This is a genomic window from Pseudomonas sp. PA-4-8C, from assembly GCF_021606625.1.
GTDB lineage: Bacteria > Pseudomonadota > Gammaproteobacteria > Pseudomonadales > Pseudomonadaceae > Aquipseudomonas > Aquipseudomonas lactis.
In genome coordinates this window covers 35,263-54,395 of sequence record NZ_WKCD01000004.1, presented here as the reverse complement: position 1 = coordinate 54,395, position 19,133 = coordinate 35,263, and the positions used below count along the sequence as shown (strand labels likewise).

At 60.2% G+C, this 19,133-nt stretch carries 18 protein-coding genes; 5 read left to right on the top strand and 13 right to left on the bottom strand.

Annotation, left to right across the window (positions count from 1 at the left end):
* Positions 1-73: 73 nt before the first annotated feature.
* The 7 genes from tauD to GIW04_RS01775 form a co-directional block, all read right to left on the bottom strand.
* Complete coding sequence (gene tauD, locus GIW04_RS01805; protein ID WP_094774347.1) at positions 74-910, bottom strand: taurine dioxygenase; 837 nt, start codon at positions 908-910, stop codon at positions 74-76.
* 14 nt (positions 911-924) lie between these two features.
* The gene (gene tauC, locus GIW04_RS01800; RefSeq protein WP_003187657.1) at positions 925-1,761 is read right to left on the bottom strand and encodes a taurine ABC transporter permease TauC; all 837 of its coding nucleotides are present in this window, start codon (positions 1,759-1,761) and stop codon (positions 925-927) included.
* Positions 1,758-2,537, bottom strand: coding sequence for a taurine ABC transporter ATP-binding subunit (gene tauB, locus GIW04_RS01795; RefSeq protein WP_120247823.1), 780 nt, complete (start codon positions 2,535-2,537; stop codon positions 1,758-1,760). Before tauB ends, tauC begins: the two co-directional genes overlap by 4 nt.
* A 17-nt stretch (positions 2,538-2,554) precedes the next feature.
* Entirely contained in the window at positions 2,555-3,532 is a 978-nt protein-coding gene (gene tauA / locus GIW04_RS01790; RefSeq protein ID WP_120247824.1) for a taurine ABC transporter substrate-binding protein, read from the bottom strand.
* 259 nt (positions 3,533-3,791) lie between these two features.
* Complete coding sequence (gene gshA, locus GIW04_RS01785; protein ID WP_120247825.1) at positions 3,792-5,375, bottom strand: glutamate--cysteine ligase; 1,584 nt, start codon at positions 5,373-5,375, stop codon at positions 3,792-3,794.
* A gap of 214 nt (positions 5,376-5,589) precedes the next feature.
* Positions 5,590-5,973 (bottom strand): PaaI family thioesterase, encoded by a 384-nt coding sequence (locus tag GIW04_RS01780; RefSeq protein ID WP_003187664.1) that lies wholly within the window; start codon positions 5,971-5,973, stop codon positions 5,590-5,592.
* Positions 5,973-8,297, bottom strand: a complete 2,325-nt coding sequence (locus GIW04_RS01775; RefSeq protein WP_003187667.1) for a Tex family protein — start codon at positions 8,295-8,297, stop codon at positions 5,973-5,975. The genes GIW04_RS01780 and GIW04_RS01775 overlap by 1 nt, the downstream gene beginning before the upstream one ends.
* Before the next feature lie 356 nt (positions 8,298-8,653).
* Here GIW04_RS01775 and ompR point away from each other — a divergent pair, with 356 nt between their 5' ends.
* The gene (gene ompR, locus GIW04_RS01770) at positions 8,654-9,394 is read left to right on the top strand and encodes an osmolarity response regulator transcription factor OmpR (protein ID WP_003187669.1); all 741 of its coding nucleotides are present in this window, start codon (positions 8,654-8,656) and stop codon (positions 9,392-9,394) included.
* Between the two features lie 117 nt (positions 9,395-9,511).
* Positions 9,512-10,825 carry an ATP-binding protein gene (locus GIW04_RS01765; RefSeq protein WP_003187671.1) on the top strand — a complete coding sequence of 438 codons (1,314 nt, stop codon included), beginning with the start codon at positions 9,512-9,514 and terminating at the stop codon, positions 10,823-10,825.
* A 141-nt stretch (positions 10,826-10,966) separates the two neighbouring features.
* On the opposite strand, the gene rimK is transcribed toward GIW04_RS01765, so the two are convergent.
* From rimK to rimA, 3 genes are read right to left on the bottom strand one after another with little or no spacing between them, the layout of a single operon-like run.
* Positions 10,967-11,872, bottom strand: a complete 906-nt coding sequence (gene rimK / locus GIW04_RS01760) for a 30S ribosomal protein S6--L-glutamate ligase (RefSeq protein ID WP_003187674.1) — start codon at positions 11,870-11,872, stop codon at positions 10,967-10,969.
* Positions 11,869-12,351, bottom strand: a complete 483-nt coding sequence (rimB, locus tag GIW04_RS01755; RefSeq protein WP_003187676.1) for a retropepsin-like aspartic endopeptidase RimB — start codon at positions 12,349-12,351, stop codon at positions 11,869-11,871. Before rimB ends, rimK begins: the two co-directional genes overlap by 4 nt.
* Before the next feature lie 13 nt (positions 12,352-12,364).
* Positions 12,365-13,144, bottom strand: a complete 780-nt coding sequence (rimA, locus tag GIW04_RS01750; RefSeq protein WP_003187678.1) for a S6 modification regulatory phosphodiesterase RimA — start codon at positions 13,142-13,144, stop codon at positions 12,365-12,367.
* A gap of 116 nt (positions 13,145-13,260) precedes the next feature.
* On the opposite strand from rimA, the gene GIW04_RS01745 reads away from it, so the two are divergent.
* Positions 13,261-13,668: an RNA-binding S4 domain-containing protein gene (locus GIW04_RS01745; protein ID WP_120247826.1), complete on the top strand. Its 408-nt coding sequence runs from the start codon at positions 13,261-13,263 to the stop codon at positions 13,666-13,668.
* A 75-nt stretch (positions 13,669-13,743) separates the two neighbouring features.
* Here GIW04_RS01745 and GIW04_RS01740 read toward each other — a convergent pair whose 3' ends face one another.
* On the bottom strand, positions 13,744-14,547 hold the full coding sequence (locus tag GIW04_RS01740) for a phosphatase PAP2 family protein (RefSeq protein ID WP_094775498.1): 804 nt from the start codon (positions 14,545-14,547) through the stop codon (positions 13,744-13,746).
* A gap of 124 nt (positions 14,548-14,671) precedes the next feature.
* Here GIW04_RS01740 and hslO point away from each other — a divergent pair, with 124 nt between their 5' ends.
* Positions 14,672-15,574, top strand: coding sequence for an Hsp33 family molecular chaperone HslO (gene hslO, locus GIW04_RS01735; protein WP_003187686.1), 903 nt, complete (start codon positions 14,672-14,674; stop codon positions 15,572-15,574).
* Between the two features lie 179 nt (positions 15,575-15,753).
* Positions 15,754-17,295 carry a phosphoenolpyruvate carboxykinase gene (locus GIW04_RS01730; protein ID WP_003187687.1) on the top strand — a complete coding sequence of 514 codons (1,542 nt, stop codon included), beginning with the start codon at positions 15,754-15,756 and terminating at the stop codon, positions 17,293-17,295.
* Between the two features lie 59 nt (positions 17,296-17,354).
* Here GIW04_RS01730 and GIW04_RS01725 read toward each other — a convergent pair whose 3' ends face one another.
* A complete protein-coding gene (locus GIW04_RS01725) occupies positions 17,355-18,218 on the bottom strand; it encodes a DMT family transporter (protein ID WP_232964609.1) in 864 nt (287 codons plus the stop codon).
* A gap of 159 nt (positions 18,219-18,377) precedes the next feature.
* Positions 18,378-18,734 carry a DUF1493 family protein gene (locus tag GIW04_RS01720; protein WP_003187689.1) on the bottom strand — a complete coding sequence of 119 codons (357 nt, stop codon included), beginning with the start codon at positions 18,732-18,734 and terminating at the stop codon, positions 18,378-18,380.
* Between the last annotated feature and the right edge of the window lie 399 nt (positions 18,735-19,133).

Here is a 19,133-nt window from a genome sequence, read left to right as displayed (position 1 = left end):
CTCTAAAGTCGTGACGCAGAGCATCACAGGAGGCATTCCCACGCAGAGCGTGGGAACGATCTGTCGCCAAGCGTCAGAACGGCACATCCCCAAGAATCGTCGCCCGGTGCATCACCCGCCGCTGCGGCCGGTAGTCATCCACGGCGTAATGCTGGGTAACGCGGTTATCCCAGAACGCCACGTCATTCTCCTGCCAGCGCCAGCGAATGGTGAATTCCGGGCGGGTGGCGTGGGTGAACAGCAGCTTGAGAATGGCCTCGCTTTCGGCCGGTTCCAGTTCATTGATTCGAGTGGTGAAGCCGTCGCTGACGAACAGCGATTTACGCCCACTCACCGGGTGCGTGCGCACGACCGGGTGCGATAGCGGCGGGTTTTTCTTGCGGGTTGCTTCCCAGCGCACAAGGTCTTCGGCGGTGTTGCCAAAGCGCTCCAGCGGGAACGACTTGGTGAAATCGTGTGTGGCGGTGAGGCCATCGAGCAAGCGCTTCAACGGCTCGGACAACGCCTCATACGCCGCAATCCCACTCGCCCACAAGGTATCGCCGCCGAAGGCTGGCAGCAGCTTGGCGCTGAGCACAGCGCCCAGGGCCGGCGTGGGCAGGAAGGTCACGTCGGTATGCCACACCGCGTTATCACGCACATCCGTGACGGCGGTGTCGAGGATCAGCACTTCGGGCTGTTCCGGCACGTTGGGGTAGATCGGGTGGATGTGCAGGTCGCCAAAGTTTGCCGCGAACCGTGCCTGTTGCGCAGGGGTGATCGGCTGGTCACGGAAGAACAGCACCGAATAGTCGAGCAACGCCTGTTCAATGGCGTCGCGCTGTTCAGGGGCCAGCGGCTGAGTGATGTCGACGCCACTGATCTGGGCGCCCAGGGCGGTACTTAATGGGGTAACGGTCAGGCTGCTCATTGTAGATTCTTCACTCAGTGTGCCTGGCCATGCCAGGGCACTAATTTACGCTGCAGGGCGCGCAGGCCCATTTCCATGGCGAAGGCGATCAGGGCGATCACCAGGATCCCCAGCACCACCACATCAGTGACCAGAAACTGCGCCGCCGACTGCACCATGAAGCCCAGGCCACTGGTGGCGGCAATCAACTCGGCCGCCACCAGAGTCGACCAGCCCACGCCCAGGCCGATGCGCACACCGGTGAGGATATCGGGCAGGGCGCTGGGCAGGATCACATGGCGAATCAGTTGTGCGCGGGTGGCGCCCAGCGACTGCGCAGCCCGCAGCTTGGCGGGGTCGACGGTGCGCACCCCGGTTGCGGTCGCGATGGCGATCGGGGCGAAAATTGCCAGGTAAATCAGCAGCACCTTGGACAGCTCGCCAATGCCGCACCAGATCACGATCAGCGGCAGGTAGGCCAGCGGCGGAATTGGCCGGTAGAACTCGATCAACGGATCGAAAATGCCTCGGGCAATGCGGTTGGCACCGATGGCAATCCCCACCGGCACGGCGGTCAGCACCGCAAAGCCCAGGCCCAGGCCGATGCGGCTCAGGCTAGCTCCCAGGTGCTGCCACAAGGTGGAATCCATGTAGCCGGTGGTCGCCAACAGCCAGCCTTTTTGCAACACGGCGGACGGTGGCGGCAGGAACAAAGGTTCGATCAAACCGGTGGCGGTCACCGCCCACCACAAGGCAAGCAGAGCGACCAGGGTCAGTACGCTGATCCAGCGCGTGCTCAGGCTGCGGCGTACCGGGATAACGGCAGGTGCCACCGGCTTGTTGGCCGTGGCGGGAAGTTCGTAGCTGCTCATGCGTACACCTGCCTTTGGGAGAACACTTTGCCCAGCACGTGTTCGCGGGTTTCGATAAAGCGTGGGTCGGACTTGATGGCGCGGGCCGATTCTCCGGCGGCATACCGTTGGCCGAAGTCCAGCTGCAACCGCTCAACGATCTGGCCGGGGTTGGGCGCGAGCAAGATCAGGTCGGTGGCGAGAAATACCGCCTCTTCAATGTCGTGGGTAATCAGGAACACCGGCTTGGCCGTGCGCCGCCACACTTGCAGCAGCAACTCCTGCATCTGTTCACGGGTGAAGGCATCCAGGGCGCCGAAGGGTTCGTCCATCAGTAATACGCGAGGGTCGGCCGCCAAGGCGCGGGCAAGGCCGACGCGCTGTTTCTGGCCGCCGGAGAGTTGCCAGATGCGCCGGCTGTCGAAACCGGCCAGGTCCACCAGCGCGAGCAATTCGCGGGCGCGTACTTCGCGCTGCGCCTTGGGCACGCCGGCCAGTTCCAGGCCGAAAGCCACATTGGCCAGCACGTCCTGCCAGGGCAGCAGGGCATCGTCCTGAAACACCACGCCGCGCTCGGCGCTGGGGCCTTTGACCGGCACGCCATCAAGGGTGATACGCCCGGCAGACGGTTCGACGAAGCCGGCAATCAGGTTCAACAACGACGTCTTGCCACTGCCGGAGGGGCCAAGGGCAACCAGCAATTGCTGGGGCCCAAGCTCCAGTGAAATATCGGACAGTACCGGTTCCGGGGCGCCTGGGTACTGTGCGCTGATGCGCTCCAGTTGTAGCAAGGCCATCGCAGTGAACTCCTGGGTCAGTTGGTGATGAACTTGGCGCTGACGTAAGGGGCGTAGTCGGGCAGCACGGCATCGACCTTGCCCTGTTCCTTGAGGAACGCAGCGGTGTCGGTGACAGCCTTGGTGGTCGGCGCGCCCAACAGGGTTACCTGGTCGGGGGCCAACGGGTAGACGTTGCCTTGCAGTAGCAAGGGGATGTCGCTGGCCTTGGCGCCGGAGAGTTTCACCAGTTTGTCGACGTTGCCGGTATCGGAAAGCCAGGCTTGTGGGTCTTTGCGGTAAGCGGCGTAGGCATCCAGAGTGACTTTGGCGAAGGCGGTGACGATCTCTGGGTGCTTCTCGGCAAAATCCTTGCGCACGATCCATGCATCGAACGTCGGCGCGCCGAACTTGGCCAGTTCGCCGGAGGTAATCAGCACCTTGCCGGTTTCTTTGGCCACCCCCAGAGCCGGGTCCCACACGTAGGTGGCGTCGATATCACCGCGCTTCCAGGCGGCGATGATGGCCGGCGGGGCGAGGTTGAGGATGGTGACTTTGGCCGGGTCGATGTTCCAGTGTTTCAGGGCGGCGAGCAGGCTGTAGTGGCCGGTGGAAACGAAGGGCACAGCGATTTTTTTGCCGACCAGATCCTCAGGGCTGTTGATCCCCGAACCGTTACGGGCCACCAGGGCTTCGGCGCCACCGATCTGGGTGGCGACGAGGAAAGTTTGCACCGGGACTTTGCGGGTTATTGCGGCAGTCAGTGGGCTGGAACCGAGATAGCCGATCTGCACGTCGCCGGACGCGATGGCGGCGATGATGTCGGCGCCATTGTCGAATTTACGCCAGTCGATCTTGGCGTTGGTGGCCTTTTCATAGGCGCCGTCGGCTTGGGCGACTTTGGCCGGGTCTACGGTGGTCTGGTACGCAATGGTCACATCCGCCGCCTGGGCAAACAGGCTGGCACCGGCCAGGGACAATGCGGCCAACAGGCGCAGAGGGATCAGCAGTTTCAAGGGGAAGCTCCTCAATCAGGCGGCCGAGGGTCGGCGTGAGAGGAGACTAAATGATCTAAGAACTCGAAAATAAATAACTTTTTCGAATTAGCTTATGAGGGTAAATGGCGAAGCCTGTTTTCAGGCTGGCAGAATAATGTGGGAGCTGGCTTGCCTGCGATAGCGGTGTATCAGTCAACAGGTGGGTTGCTGACCCACCGATATCGCAGGCAAGCCAGCTCCCACACAAGCCAGCTCCCACAGGGGAGCGAGCCTGAGGTTAGTTGCTGATGGCCAGGATGCTTGCCTGGTACGAGCCGACAAACACATCGAAATCGCCCACTTCGTTCTGCTCCAGCTCCGCCTGTTGCGCCAGCGACGCACGGGCCAGTTCTTCAAAGCGCGCTTGTTCGTCAGGCGCCAAAGGCTCCTTGCGGAAGTATTCAGCATGCACTTCGCTTTGACGCAGGGAGAACTGCGCAAAGCTTTCCTTGCGCTCAGCCATGGCTGCCAACACCTGGGCCGAGGGCGTCAGGGACGGGTCCTTGACCTTGGCCAACTGGGCGTCCAGTGCCTCGCTATGTTCGGTGATGCCATGGCTCTGATCGAGCAGGGCGGCCAGCGGGGCAATCTTCTCCAGCAACTCGGCCGCCCACTCCTTCATGTCCACCGGCTGGCCGTCACGCTGCAATTGCAGGCCCGGACGGCGGCCTTCCTTGACCACGCTGAGGAAGTTGGAGCTGGCGTTGCCGCACTCGTTGTTGGCGAACAGCGGGCTGTCGTTCAGTGCGCAGTACAGCAGGAACGCGTCGAGGAAACGTGATTCCGGCAGGTCGATACCCATCGGCAAGAACGGGTTGATGTCCAGGCAGCGCACTTCGATGTACTGGATGCCGCGGGCCATCAACGCCTGGATCGGCCGCTCGCCAGTGTAGGTCACGCGCTTGGGACGGATGTTGGAGTAGTACTCGTTTTCGATCTGCAGGATGTTGGTGTTCAGCTGCACCCACTCGCCATCCTTGTGCGTGCCGACTTCAACGTACGGCGCGTAGGGCGTTGCCACCGCTTCGCGCAGGCTATCGGTGTAGCTGGCCAAGTCGTTGTAGCACGGCGTCAGGCCGGCCTGGGCATTGCTCTGGTAACCCAGGTCGCTCATGCGCAGGCTGGTGGCGTAGGGCAGGTACAGGGTGTCGGCGTCGAGGACTTCAAGCTGGTGCGAGCGCCCGCGTAAGAAGCCGGCGTCTAGGGCGGGCGAGGCACCGAACAGGTACATCAACAGCCAACTGTAGCGTCGGAAATTACGGATCAGCGCGATGTAGGCCGTGGACTGATAGTCACGGTCGGTGCCGACGAACCCTTCTGTTTCCTTGAGCAACGGCCACAACGCTTCCGGGAGGGAAAAGTTGTAGTGGATGCCTGCGATGCACTGCATGGTCTTGCCGTAACGCAGGGCCAGGCCCTTGCGGTACACGTACTTGAGCTGACCGATATTGGAGGTGCCGTAGTAGGCAATCGGTATATCTTCCTCGGCCGGCAACGGGCACGGCATCGAGGGGCTCCAGAGGTATTCGCTGCCCAGCTTGGAGTAGGCAAAGCGATGGATCTTGTCCAGGCTGCTCAGGGTCTCGGCCGGGTTGGGCAGGGCTGGGGTGATGAACTCCAGCAGAGATTCCGAGTAGTCAGTGGTGATCTGTTCGTTGGTCAACGCGGCGCCCAATGCTTCGGGGTGTGGCGTTTGTGCCAGGCGACCCTCACTGGTGACGCGCAGGCATTCGCGCTCGATGCCGTGCAAGCACTGCTCTAGCAGGGAGAGGTGTTCGCGCTTGCCGAGCAGGGCCAGGCGGCGGTTGAGAAGTTCGCTCAAGTTGGATTCCTTCACGCGTCAGTCGCCCCAATATGGGGGTGGGCAGGACGGTCTACAAGGGTGAAGTGGAAACTGGCGTGATCGCCTGGTTTTGAGTCGATTTGACCCGCTCTGAATTTGCCGACTTCACTCCATGAATTGGGCTACAGCGCAGCGAGAAAATTCCGACGCTGTTATCGTAGCGCCGAAATTAACTCAAATCGGGGGTGGGGAGCTATAGGACAGCGAACGTGCCCTGTGCTTTTGCGACAAGTCTTTCGCCTTGGTACACGTCGGCCTCGACCACCAGGGTGCGGCGACCAGTGTGGATTACTCGGCTGGTGCACAACACCTCACCGTCTTCCACGGCGCGGATATAGTTGATCTTGCATTCGATGGTGGCGCTCTGCTGGTCAAAACCATGAGCGCTGGAACACGCCAGGCCCATGGTGATGTCCACCAAGCTGAAAATCGCCCCGCCATGGAGCTTGCCCGCGCGGTTGCGCAGGTGCGGCTCCAGGGTCAGGGCCACCTCTGCAACGCCCTCTTCCAGGCGTTGCAGGCGGCAGCCGATCAGTTCGCTGAAGGCGCTCTGGGTCAAACCGGCCGGGATCTGCATCAGCGCTTCTTCAGCTGTTTAGCGTTGGCAAACAGCGACGCCATGGCGTTGTTGCTCGGCGCGGCAGTCGCGGTTTCTTTGCGCGGCGCGTTGTTCTGCGACTGGCGTGGCGCCGAACCTGGGCGTGCGCCACGGGCACCGTCGATTTTCTCGCCGGGGGTGTCGCTCATGCGCATCGACAGGCCCACGCGTTTACGCGGGATGTCCACTTCCATGACCTTGACCTTAACCACGTCACCAGCTTTCACCGCTTCACGTGGGTCCTTGATGAACTTCTCCGAAAGCGCGGAGATATGCACCAAACCGTCCTGATGCACGCCGATGTCCACGAATGCGCCGAAGTTGGTCACGTTAGTCACCACGCCTTCGAGGATCATGCCCGGTTGCAGGTCCTTGAGGTCTTCGACGCCGTCTTGGAACTCCGCGGTCTTGAACTCGGGCCGCGGGTCGCGACCCGGTTTCTCCAGCTCTTGCAGGATGTCGGTGATGGTCGGCACACCGAAGGTTTCGTCGGTGTACTTCTTCGGGTCCAGGCGCTTGAGGAACGCGGCATCGCCGATCAACGAACGGATATCGCGGTCGGTCTCGGCGGCAATGCGTTGCACCAACGGGTAGGCTTCCGGGTGAACCGCAGAGGCGTCCAGCGGGTTGTCGCCGTTCATTACGCGTAGGAAACCAGCAGCCTGTTCAAAAGTTTTTTCACCCAGGCGTGCGACTTTTTTCAGTGCAGCACGGGTTTTGAACGCGCCGTTTTCGTCGCGATGGCTGACGATGTTCTGCGCCAGGGTGGCGTTGAGGCCGGAGATTCGCGCCAGCAGGGCGACGGACGCGGTGTTCACATCCACGCCCACGGCGTTTACGCAGTCTTCCACCACCGCATCCAGGCCGCGTGCCAGTTTGAGCTGTGACACGTCGTGCTGGTACTGGCCGACGCCGATGGATTTAGGGTCGATCTTCACCAGTTCGGCCAGCGGGTCTTGCAGGCGACGGGCGATGGACACCGCGCCACGGATCGACACGTCGAGGTCCGGGAATTCCTTGGACGCCAGCTCCGACGCCGAGTACACCGAAGCGCCTGCTTCGGAGACCATGACCTTGGTCATCTTCATGGCTGGGTATTTTTTGATCAGCTCGGCGGCCAGCTTGTCGGTTTCGCGGCTGGCGGTGCCGTTGCCGATGGCGATCAGGTCCACCGCGTGCTTGGCGCACAGGGCGGCGAGGATCGCCAGGGTCTGGTCCCACTTGTTGTGCGGAACGTGCGGGTACACCGTGGCGTGGTCCAGCAGTTTGCCGGTGGCGTCGACCACCGCGACCTTGCAACCGGTGCGCAGGCCCGGGTCGAGGCCCAGGGTGGCACGCGGGCCGGCTGGTGCTGCCAACAGCAGGTCGTGCAGGTTGTGGGCGAACACGTTGATTGCCTCGGTTTCGGCGCCGTCGCGCAGCTCGCCGAGCAGGTCGGTTTCAAGGTGGGTGTAGAGCTTGACCTTCCAGGTCCAGCGCACCACTTCGCCGAGCCATTTGTCTGCCGGGCGGTTCTGGTTCTGGATGCCGAATTGTTGACCAATCATGCCTTCGCACGGGTGCATGGTGCCCGGCAGCTCGTCACCGACTTTCAACGCGGAGCTGAGAATGCCTTCGTTGCGGCCGCGGAAAATCGCCAGGGCGCGGTGGGACGGCATGCTTTTGAGCGGCTCGTCGTGTTCGAAGTAGTCGCGGAACTTGGCGCCTTCTTCCTCTTTGCCGGCGATGACGCGGGCGCTGAGGATGGCTTCTTGCTTGAGGTAGGTACGCAGTTTTTCCAGGAGGCTGGCGTTTTCGGCGAAGCGCTCCATCAGGATGTACTTGGCCCCTTCGAGGGCGGCCTTGACGTCGGCGACGCCTTTTTCAGCGTCGATGAAGCGCGTGGCTTCAGTTTCTGGCGTCAGCGACGGGTCGTTGAACAGGCCATCGGCCAAATCACCCAGGCCGGCTTCCAGGGCGATCTGGCCCTTTGTACGACGTTTCTGTTTGTATGGCAGGTAAAGGTCTTCGAGGCGGGTCTTGGTGTCGGCGAGCTTGATGTCGCGTTCCAGTTGAGGGGTCAACTTGCCCTGTTCCTCGATGCTGGCGAGGATGCTGATACGCCGTTCGTCGAGTTCTCGCAGGTAGCGCAGGCGCTCTTCCAGGTGCCGCAATTGGGTGTCGTCGAGGCTGCCGGTCACTTCTTTTCGGTAACGGGCGATGAAAGGCACCGTGGAGCCTTCATCCAGTAGAGCGACGGCCGCTTCGACCTGTTGTGGGCGTACGCCGAGTTCCTCGGCGATGCGGCTGTTGATGCTGTCCATAAAACCACCTGAAATTCTTAAAATCAGCGCGCCGGCCCGTTAAACAAGGCACGGCGAGGCTGGTTGAGCGGCCCGACTGGCGCCGCTGCCTGGGTCAAGAGGCTGGCTATTGACCCTCGAAATCGAAAAATTCACGACAAGCGGGTAAAAAAAGCCCGGCAGTAAACGGTAACGATCTGACGTTGCCCTGCACGCAGGCGCCGCATTATAACCAGCGTTCTGCCATTGGGGGGTACTGCGCCGGAGGTTGTAGGGCGCGGGTTCGCTGGCAGTAGATGAAAAATCTGCTAACAATGCACACGGTGCGTATAACGGCAGCTACGCCATAATGCGCGCCGAGATAAGAGGAGCATCCAATGAGCAGCACCGCACAAACTGCTGAAGGCGAAAAAATTCTCATCGTTGATGACGATCCCGGGCTGAGCAGCCTGCTGGAGCGTTTTTTCAACTCCAAGGGCTACCGTGCCCGCGCGGTGCCGAACACCGAGCAGATGGATCGCCTTTTGGGGCGTGAAGTCTTCAACCTGGTCGTACTCGACCTGATGCTGCCCGGCGAAGACGGCCTCACCGCGTGCAAGCGCCTGCGCGGTGCGAACAACCAGATCCCGATCATCATGCTCACTGCCAAGGGCGATGAACTGAGCCGTATCAAAGGCCTGGAACTGGGTGCTGATGACTACCTGGCCAAGCCGTTCAACCCTGATGAGCTGATGGCGCGGGTCAAGGCCGTGTTGCGTCGCCAGGCACCGGCGGTACCGGGCGCACCGGGCAGCGAAGACGAAAGCGTCACCTTTGGCGACTACGAACTGTCGCTGGCCACCCGTGAGCTCAAACGCGGTGAAGAAGTACACATGCTCACCACCGGTGAATTCGCAGTGCTCAAGGCCTTGGTGATGAACGCTCGCCAACCGCTGACCCGTGACAAGCTGATGAACCTGGCCCGTGGCCGGGAGTGGGACGCCTTGGAGCGCTCCATTGATGTGCAGATTTCCCGACTGCGCCGGATGATCGAGCCGGACCCGTCCAAGCCGCGGTATATCCAGACGGTATGGGGTGTGGGTTATGTGTTCGTGCCGGATGGCACCGCAACCAAGTGACCGATGATTTGCAGGGGCGGGTATCCTGGCGTTTGACTCCATGAGGGTCGACGGGATGCCCGGCGTCTGCAATTCTGCGAGCACCGCTCGTTCCTGCAAGGTGTGCAGCTTTCATCTATGAAAACCCCGCTGTGGTTCCCACAAAGTTTCTTCTCCCGCACCCTCTGGCTGGTGCTTATTGTCGTTCTGTTTTCCAAGGCACTTACGCTGGTTTATCTGCTGATGAACGAAGACGTGCTGGTAGACCGGCAGTACAGCCATGGCGTCGCCCTGACGTTGCGTGGTTATTGGGCGGTAGACCCTGAGAACCGCGAAAAGGTAGCCAAGGCATCGACCCTGACTCGGGTTGACGGCGCCGGTGTGCCTGAAGGCGAACAACATTGGCCTTACAGCGAAATTTACCAGCGCCAGATGCAGGCCGAATTGGGCGCCGACACCGAAGTGCGCCTGCGTATGCATGTTTCGCCTGCGTTGTGGGTGCGAGCGCCCAGCCTGGGGGATGCGTGGATCAAGGTTCCGCTTTATCCGCACCCGCTGCGCGGGCAAAAAATCTGGAACGTGTTGGGTTGGTTCCTGGCCATTGGCTTGCTCTCAACGGCGTCTGCGTGGATTTTCGTCCGCCAGCTCAACCAACCCCTCAAACGCCTGGTGTTTGCCGCTCGCCAACTGGGCCAGGGGCGCAGTGTGCGCCTGCCGGTCAGCGACACCCCTAGTGAGATGACGGAGGTGTACGGCGCCTTCAACCAGATGGCGGAAGATGTCGAACAGGCCGGACGCGAGCGCGAGTTGATGCTGGCGGGCGTGTCCCATGACTTGCGCACACCCTTGACGCGATTGCGTTTGTCCCTGGAACTGATGGGTGACCATACCGACCTCACCGATGACATGGTGCGCGACATCGAAGACATGGACGCCATCCTGGACCAGTTCCTGGCGTTCATCCGCGACGGGCGGGATGAGGTGGTCGAGGAGGTCGACCTCACCGACCTCGTGCGTGAGGTGGTTGCGCCCTATAACCAGAACGGTGAGCAGGTGCGCACGCGCCTGGAGCCGATCCAGCCGTTCGCCTTACGCCGGGTGTCGATGAAGCGCCTGCTGAACAACTTGATTGGCAACGCCTTGCACCATGCCGGTTCCGATGTAGAAGTGGCGGCGTACGTTTCTGGCGACAGTGCCGCCCCTTACGTGGTGCTGAGCGTGATGGACCGTGGCACAGGAATCGATCCGGCGGAACTGGAAGGTATCTTCAACCCCTTCACCCGTGGCGACCGAGCCCGAGGTGGCAAGGGCACCGGGTTGGGGTTGGCTATTGTGCGGCGGATTGCGTCGATGCATGGCGGCAATGTTGAGTTGCGCAACCGGGAAGGCGGTGGGTTGGAAGCACGAGTGCGGCTGCCGCTGGGGTTGATGTTGCCTAGAGACGCTGTCTAACAAGCAATATGAATGCAAATGTGGGAGCTGGCTTGCCTGCAATGAGGACGGCACATTCAACATCGTTGTTGACTGAGCTACCGCTATCGCAGGCAAGCCAGCTCCCACAGGTGTTTTGTGATGGGTGGTAGGTGGGGGTCTTCAGCCCTTGCCCTTGGTCCGAGTCATATTCGGCCCGCCGTTCTTCTCCAGATGCTGAATGATGATCCCCGCCACATCCTTACCGGTGGTGGTCTCGATCCCTTCCAGGCCTGGCGATGAGTTCACTTCCATCACCAGCGGGCCATGGTTGGAGCGCAGGATGTCCACACCCGCCACACTCAGCCCCATCACCTTGGCCGCCCGCAGCGCGGTCATGCGTTCTTCCGGGGTGATCTTGATCAGGCTGGCGCTGCCGCCACGGTGCAGGTTGGAGCGGAACTCACCGGGCTTGGCCTGGCGCTTCATGGCCGCAATCACCTTATCGCCCACCACGAAGCAGCGAATGTCCGCGCCGCCAGCTTCCTTGATGTATTCCTGCACCATGATGTTCTGCTTGAGGCCCATGAACGCCTCGATCACCGACTCCGCTGCCGTTGCTGTTTCACACAGCACCACGCCGATGCCCTGGGTACCTTCCAGCACCTTGATCACCAGCGGTGCGCCGTTGACCATCTCGATCAGGTCGGGAATGTCATCCGGGGAGTGGGCAAAACCGGTGACCGGCAGGCCGATGCCCCGGCGCGACAGCAGTTGCAGGGAGCGCAGCTTGTCCCGCGAGCGCGCAATGGCCACGGATTCATTCAGCGGAAACACCCCCATCATTTCAAACTGACGCAACACCGCGCAGCCATAAAACGTCACCGAAGCGCCGATACGCGGGATCACCGCATCAAAGCCTTCCAGGGGTTTGCCTCGGTAGTGGATCTGCGGCTTGTGACTGGCAATGTTCATGTAGGCACGCAACGTGTCGATCACTACCATTTCATGGCCACGCTCAGTGCCGGCCTCGACCAGGCGGCGGGTGGAATACAGACGCGGGTTTCGCGACAGCACAGCAATCTTCATGCAGCACCTGGGGCAGAAATAGTGGAGACCGGGAACACCGGCTTGTCTTGAACGTACTTGAGGCCCGGATTGACCACCAACTGGCCGTCAATCAGCGCCTTGGAGCCCAGTAGCAGGCGGTAACGCATGGCTTTGCGACAGGCGAGGGTGAACTCCACCCGCCATACCCGATCACCCAGGGCCAGGGTGGTACTGATCACGTAGCGCACCTGCGCATGGCCGTTGGAGCTCTTGATGGTTTTCATCGTCACCAGGGGCGCTTCACAGCGGCGGTGACGCAGTTGCACCACGCTGCCAAGGTGAGCGGTAAAACGCACCCACTTTTCACCGTCGCGCTCAAAGGGCTCGATATCGGTGGCGTGCAGGCTTGAGGTGCTGGCGCCGGTGTCGATCTTCGCGCGCAGGCCCGCCACTCCCAAGTCGGGAAGTGCCACCCACTCACGCAGACCTACAACGGTCAAATGGTCAAATGTCTTCAATAGGGTTAACCGGTCAATTTGCCCAGGCTTGAGGAGATACCTCAGCCAACGCTTTGAATGCAGGCTTGGCGAACCAGAAACCCTGCATCAGAAATATTCCGCAGTCGGATAGGAAGTCGCGCTCGCCGGCACTTTCGATGCCTTCGGCGATGACAGTAACCCCCAACTGCTCACAGATTGTGACAATCCCCCGGACGATCACCTGACGGACACGATCCTGGTCGACATCGCGAATCAGCGCCATGTCGAGCTTGATCAAATCAGGTTGGAAATCGGCCAGCAGGTTCAGCCCCGAATAGCCCGCACCGAAGTCGTCGATGGCGGTCTTGAAGCCGAATTCGCGGTATTCACGCAGAATATTCGTCAAATGGCGATAGTTATCTACATGCTCGCTTTCCAGGGTCTCGAAAATCAGCCGGTCCAGTGGGAAATTGTGCGCCCGGGCGGCCTCCAGAGTGCTGCGGATACACAGCTCCGGGCGATATACGGCATTGGGCATGAAGTTGATGGAAAGGTGAGTCTGCATACCCAGGGCGGCGGCACCGGCGATGGCCTTGGTCCGGCAGCGCTGGTCGAAGCGGTAGCGATTGGTTTCGTTGACCTGAGCCAGCACCGACAGCGCGCCCTCTCCCTGTGTACCGCGCACCAAGGCTTCGTGGGCGAAAATAGAATGATCGCGCAGGTCTACGATAGGCTGGTAGGCGAACGCAAAATCGAACCCCAGCGGCTCGCTTTGCTGGCAACCCACGCACCGCTGGTTGGGCGAGGTGAGTGAAATAGGAAAGTCGGTCACGGCGTATCCTCGCGAAAACAGGGTGCTACCTGGCGTATCTTAGGTGAGCCTTGGGGTTTATGCGTCGAAGGGTTTCAACGGTAAAGTTGCGACATTTTTCAGAGCGAGGAATTCAAGTGGCTCAAAAGCAGGAAGAGCAAGAGAAGGTCCGGTTGGACAAGTGGTTGTGGGCAGCCCGGTTCTACAAGACCCGCGCCCTGGCCAAGGCGGCTATAGAGAGCGGCAAGGTGCACCATCGCGGCGAGCGCTGCAAACCGGGCAAGGAACCACTCGTCGGTGACGAGTATCAGATTCGTACAGGTTTTGATGAAAAAACCATCGTGGTGCAGGCACTTTCCATCGTACGCCGCGGCGCGCCTGAAGCGCAGGCGCTGTATGCGGAAACCGAAGCCAGTATCGCCAAGCGTGAGAACGCTGCGGCCATGCGCAAGGCGGGTGCTTCAGGCTTGACCACCGATGGCAAGCCGAGCAAGAAGCAGCGCCGCGATCTGTTCAAATTCCGCGGCAGCGGCAATGACGATTGATTGCACGAATCGCCTATGCAAACTCGATCAAAAGTGGGAGCAAGCAAGCCCGCTCCCACTTTTAGCCCTGAGGAGTTACGCAGTTGTGCGCATCACACTCAACCGCCCAATAACGGGCAACTTGCTCAGTAGCCCGAAAAGCGGCGCCGTCATGCGCAACAAGGCGCCCGACACCTTCGCCGCAAACGGCGTGTAATATCCCCAGCCCAACGCCAGCAGCGCCAGCAGTACGCCACCGATGTAGTCGTCCTGTCCCCAATGCGCGCCCGCGACCAGCCGCGGCATCATGAACAGCAGCGCCAGGCCCCAGATCACCAGCACCTGGCCGATGCGCTTGGCAAATACGGTCATGAACATCCCCCAGATCAACAGCACCGAAGCGTGGTCGCCGGGGAAGCTCTGGCTCGAACGGTCCTTCAATTCCCAGGTTTTCTCCAGCCCTGGGAAAAAGTCGCTCATTTGAATCGCGCCGCTGATGACCATCGACGGGCTACTGTGCTGCCAGCCCATGTGCGCCGCGAGTTTGGAGAACAGCATGCGGATAAACAGCAACAGCAGCAGGATGCCAAGGAAGCCAAAAAACGCCTGGCGCACCTGCACGGCCTTGAACACCCAGTCGCCGCGAATCAGCAGTGCCAGCAAGATCACGCCGACCACTGCATCAAACGGCCGCAGGCTGGCCACGGCCCATACATGCAACCAGGTCGAGTTTGTGGCCAATGGGCCATTGAGCAGGTGAAACAGCCACTCGTCGAAAATTACACAGAGCATCTGGCCCGTGGGCCACAGCCAAAAACACAGCAGCCCGATAGCGAGTAGATTGCAAAGAGCCCATCGCCGGAGGTTCCAGTTGGCTTGGAACAAACCCGGATTGTTCATAAACTGTCCCTCATCGCTCTATTGTGCTCCTTGAATTCAGGAGAAGTCGCACCAAGATGGTGCTAAAGCGTTTAATTTTATAAACCTTGTAATCATTTTGTCATCACTTCAGATACCCAGACCTATGACTGATCTACCGGATACCGACTTCACCCAACGCTTCATCTTCGATGAGAGCGATGCCCGCGGCGAGATGGTTTCGTTGGAGCTCAGCTATGCCGAAGTCCTTGCCAAACACGCCTATCCGGAGCCGGTCGCGCAATTGCTCGGCGAGTTGATGGCCGCCGCGGCGCTGCTGGTGGGCACCATGAAGTTCGACGGTTTGCTGATCTTGCAGGCGCGTTCCGAAGGGCCGGTGCCCATGTTGATGATCGAGTGCTCGAGCGAGCGCGAGATCCGTGGCCTGGCTCGTTATGACGCTGAGCAGATTGCTGCAGACGCTACCCTGGCCGACCTGATGCCCAACGGCGTCCTGGCACTGACTGTCGACCCGACCGAAGGCCAGCGCTACCAGGGTATTGTCGACCTCGACGGCCAGACCCTGTCGGAATGCTTCACCAACTACTTCGTCATGTCCCAGCAAGTGGGCACCAAGTTCTGGCTTAACGCCGACGGCAAGCGCGCTCGCGGTTTGCTGGTGCAACAACTGCCGGCCGATCGCATCAAGGATGAGGATGACCGTGCCGAAAGCTGGCGGCATATCATCGCCCTGGCCGACACCTTGAAGGCCGAAGAACTGCTGGGCCTGGACAACGAAACCATCCTGCACCGCCTCTACCACGAAGAAGCCGTGCGCCTGTTCGACGCACAAGGCCTGCGCTTCAATTGCAGCTGCTCGCGCGAGCGTTCCGGCAACGCGCTGGTCAGTCTGGGCCTGGAAGATGCGCAAAATCTGGTGGTGGAACACGGCGGCCATATCGAGATCGACTGCCAGTTCTGCAACCAGCGCTACCTGTTCGATGCGGCTGATGTAGCGCAATTGTTCGCTGGCGCAGGCAGCGACACCCCTTCCGACACCCGCCACTAAAACGTTTAAGCACAGGTAAATCACCTGACAAACGCCGGATTAGAGGTGTTCTGACGGGAGGGCCCTACTCTTTTTGGGCTTTTCTGGCATAATCCGGCCCACTTTTTTCGCGGTAGTAGTGCGCAACTTTCTACTACAAAACGTTTGGAGCACTCGGCCATAGGCCGACGGGGAACCTCATGACGCAAGCCAATAACGCCGTATACACCGATCTGAGTGTTGACGATCTGGTCAAAGAAGCCCTGCAGCGCGGTGAAGGCGTGCTTGCCGATACTGGCGCGCTGGTCGTAGAAACCGGTCATCGCACCGGTCGTTCGCCGGTTGACCGTTTCATCGTTGAAGAGCCTTCCACCCAGGACGCCATTGCCTGGGGCCCGATCAACCGCAAGTTCCCGGCCGACAAGTTCGATGCTCTGTGGGCTCGCGTCGAGGCCTTCAACAACGCGCAAGAGCATTTCGTTTCCCATGTTCACGTAGGGGCTGCAGAAGACCACTACCTGGCCGTGAAAATGACCACCCAGACTGCCTGGCAGAACCTGTTCGGTCGTTGCCTGTTCATCAACCCGGCCCAGTACAACCCGGCCGGTCGTGACGAGTGGCAAGTGCTCAACGTGGCCAACTTCGAGTGCGTGCCAGAGCGTGACGGCACCAACTCCGACGGTTGCGTGATCCTCAACTTCGCCCAGAAAAAAGTACTGATTGCCGGCATGCGTTACGCCGGTGAAATGAAAAAAGCCATGTTCTCGGTCCAGAACTTCCTGCTGCCGGCTGCTGACGTGCTGCCAATGCACTGCGCCGCCAACATTGGCGAAGCAGGCGACGTGACCCTGTTCTTTGGTCTGTCCGGCACTGGCAAGACCACCCTGTCGGCCGACGAAAGCCGTTACCTGATCGGTGACGACGAGCACGGCTGGGGCGAAGGCGTGGTGTTCAACATCGAAGGCGGTTGCTATGCCAAGTGCATCGACCTGTCCGAGAAGAACGAGCCCGTTATCTGGAAAGCCATCAAGCATGGCGCGGTGCTGGAAAACGTCGTGATCGACGAGGCCAAGCACGCCGACTACGCCGACGTCAGCCTGACCCAGAACAGCCGTGCCGCCTACCCGCTGGAGCACGTTGCCAAGCGTTCCGAAAAGAACCTGGGCGGCGAGCCAAACGCGGTGATCTTCCTGACTTGCGACCTGACCGGCGTACTGCCGCCTGTGTCGATCCTCAGCGAAGAACAAGCGGCCTACCACTTCCTGTCCGGCTACACCGCTCTGGTGGGCTCGACCGAAATGGGTTCGGGCAGCGGCATCAAGTCGACGTTCTCCACCTGCTTCGGCGCACCGTTCTTCCCGCGCCCGGCCGGCGAATACGCAGAGCTTCTGATCAAGCGCATCCGTGGTTTCGGCTCCAAGGTCTACCTGGTCAACACCGGCTGGACCGGCGGCGGCTACGGCGTCGGCAAACGCTTCAACATCCCGACCACTCGCGGCGTGATTGCAGCGATCCAGAGCGGCGCGTTGATCGGTGCGCAAACCGAACACCTGGACACCATCAACCTCGACGTGCCATTGGCCGTACCGGGCGTTGAAACCGGCCTGTTGAACCCACGCAACACCTGGGCTGACAAGGCTGCCTACGACGAAGCGGCGAAGGCGCTGGCTGGCCTGTTCATCGAAAACTTCAAGAAGTTTGAAGTCAGCGATGCGATCAAGGCGGCGGGTCCTAAGTTGTAAGATTCGCTGGTTGTAAAAAAGCCGCCTCTTAAGCAGGCGGCTTTTTTATGGGCGAACGATTAGTCGGCGATGTGCAGTACCACTGCACCGACCAGCACCAGCACGACGCCTGCCACCTGCACCGCTGACAATCGTTCCTTGAAAAACACAAACCCCAGGATCGCCGCAATCCCTCCCGACAGCGTACTGATCACCGTCACCACCGACACCGAGCCGGCCATCGCGCCCCACGAAAACGCCGAGAACCCGCCGAGGTTCATCAAGCTCGCACCGGTCAACGTCGCGCAGTTTTTCAGTGGCGGGATCTTCAGGCCATCCTTGATCTTCAGCACCATCACCACCAGCACGCACAGGCCCACGAGGTAACCCAGCCACAACATGCTGATCGGCCCCAACGCCGGCAGTGTGTAGCGGCCTTGCAGCCAGAAACTGGTGCCGTACAAGGTTGCGGCGAACATGGCGTAGGCAATCGACAGGCGCGGGTTGTTGTGGGGCGTACCGTTGTCCTCGTGGATGCTGGACAGCACAACGCCGATCACGCACAAAGCGATGCAGCCCAGTTGTACCAGGCTGATGTGCTCACCGCTGGCCCAGGACAGCAGAGTGGTCACCACTCCATACGACGTCACCAGCGGCGCGACGATGGCCGCTTTGCCCAAGGCAAAGGCTTTGGACAGCGCAAGCGCGCCGGACACCGTCAGCAGGGCGGCGGCGATACCCAGGAGCCAGACGCTTAAAGGCGCACCAAGGGATTTGAAAAAGAAGGCCGGGAAAATGACCAGCAGGAGCGTCATGATCAAAAAGCCAAGCGCTTGGCCGAAATACACTGCGCGTTTAACGCCAACGGCGCGGGCGTTGAGGCCCACCAGAAAGTCCGTGCCGCCCCAGAGCAGGGCGGCCAGCAGGCCCATTGTTACGTCCATGTAAGGTCCTTGTTTGTATACCGATCGCCAGCTTGGCGCAGTCCCAATGTGGGATCGGGCTTGCTCGCGAATGCAATGTATCTGTAACGTAAATATTGGCTGACACGCCGCATTCGCGAGCAAGCCCGATCCCACATTTTGTGCTCAGTGTTGCTCAGGTCAGCTAAGGTTTTCCAGCGTTTGCGTGTCCCAGCTATGGGTCTTGATCGCCAGGTAGAGCATGCCGATGGTCAACGGGATCTTGTCGCCACGGCCTTTGGCGCGACGCTTCAGGAACACGTCGAACACCGGCGGCTGGAAGTAACGATAAGCGTCGTAGTCGCTTAGGTCGACCCGGAAATCCTGTTCCAGCGCCTCCATGAATTGCTTGGCCTCAACGCCATCGCAAGCAAGGTCGAAGTTGAGCGAGGTTTGCAGGCTAATGGTCTTGTGTTTCGGCAGACCGATTTCTTCATGCAGCAATTGCAGGAGTTGCTGCATGACAGGGTCTTCGGGGAAGTTGGGGGCCAGGTTCATGGTTGGGGTGCGTAGGAGTGGGTGAGGAGGCTTTTTACGTTGCAGGCGGTATTTGTTTCGCGTGATGAAGAGAGCCAAGCCTATCAAAAACAAGGCCAGGGGAAGAAGTTGAATGTTCAGGACAATGGCGATGTAGGGTAGCCAGAACAACAGAAGCAGTCCCGTTACGATGAAGGTAACGGCGAAACGCGTTCTTAACGTGCAGTCAGTGATTTTGTAATACAGCAGCAGATGGAGAGCGAATAATAGCGCTGTTTGTAGGTAAAGCCATTGACTAAAATTCATCTGGAGTACACATGCATTGAGACGCTTGAGCGCTGCGGGCCTATGCCACCGCTGACCTGAGCATCCAGGCCAATGACGATGTCTGCGCTGTGAAAGTTGCGGATCCTGCGATAA

Excerpts from the sequence above, each read along its gene's own strand:
- tauD (WP_094774347.1), bottom strand. The coding sequence starts at position 910 with ATGAGCAGCCTGACCGTTACCCCATTAAGTACCGCCCTGGGCGCCCAG.
- tauC (WP_003187657.1), bottom strand. The coding sequence starts at position 1,761 with ATGAGCAGCTACGAACTTCCCGCCACGGCCAACAAGCCGGTGGCACCT.
- tauB (WP_120247823.1), bottom strand. The coding sequence starts at position 2,537 with ATGGCCTTGCTACAACTGGAGCGCATCAGCGCACAGTACCCAGGCGCC.
- GIW04_RS01780 (WP_003187664.1), bottom strand. The coding sequence starts at position 5,973 with ATGCAGATCCCGGCCGGTTTGACCCAGAGCGCCTTCAGCGAACTGATC.
- GIW04_RS01775 (WP_003187667.1), bottom strand. The coding sequence starts at position 8,297 with ATGGACAGCATCAACAGCCGCATCGCCGAGGAACTCGGCGTACGCCCA.
- ompR (WP_003187669.1), top strand. The coding sequence starts at position 8,654 with ATGAGCAGCACCGCACAAACTGCTGAAGGCGAAAAAATTCTCATCGTT.
- GIW04_RS01765 (WP_003187671.1), top strand. The coding sequence starts at position 9,512 with ATGAAAACCCCGCTGTGGTTCCCACAAAGTTTCTTCTCCCGCACCCTC.
- rimK (WP_003187674.1), bottom strand. The coding sequence starts at position 11,872 with ATGAAGATTGCTGTGCTGTCGCGAAACCCGCGTCTGTATTCCACCCGC.
- GIW04_RS01740 (WP_094775498.1), bottom strand. The coding sequence starts at position 14,547 with ATGAACAATCCGGGTTTGTTCCAAGCCAACTGGAACCTCCGGCGATGG.
- hslO (WP_003187686.1), top strand. The coding sequence starts at position 14,672 with ATGACTGATCTACCGGATACCGACTTCACCCAACGCTTCATCTTCGAT.
- GIW04_RS01730 (WP_003187687.1), top strand. The coding sequence starts at position 15,754 with ATGACGCAAGCCAATAACGCCGTATACACCGATCTGAGTGTTGACGAT.
- GIW04_RS01725 (WP_232964609.1), bottom strand. The coding sequence starts at position 18,218 with ATGGACGTAACAATGGGCCTGCTGGCCGCCCTGCTCTGGGGCGGCACG.
- GIW04_RS01720 (WP_003187689.1), bottom strand. The coding sequence starts at position 18,734 with ATGAACCTGGCCCCCAACTTCCCCGAAGACCCTGTCATGCAGCAACTC.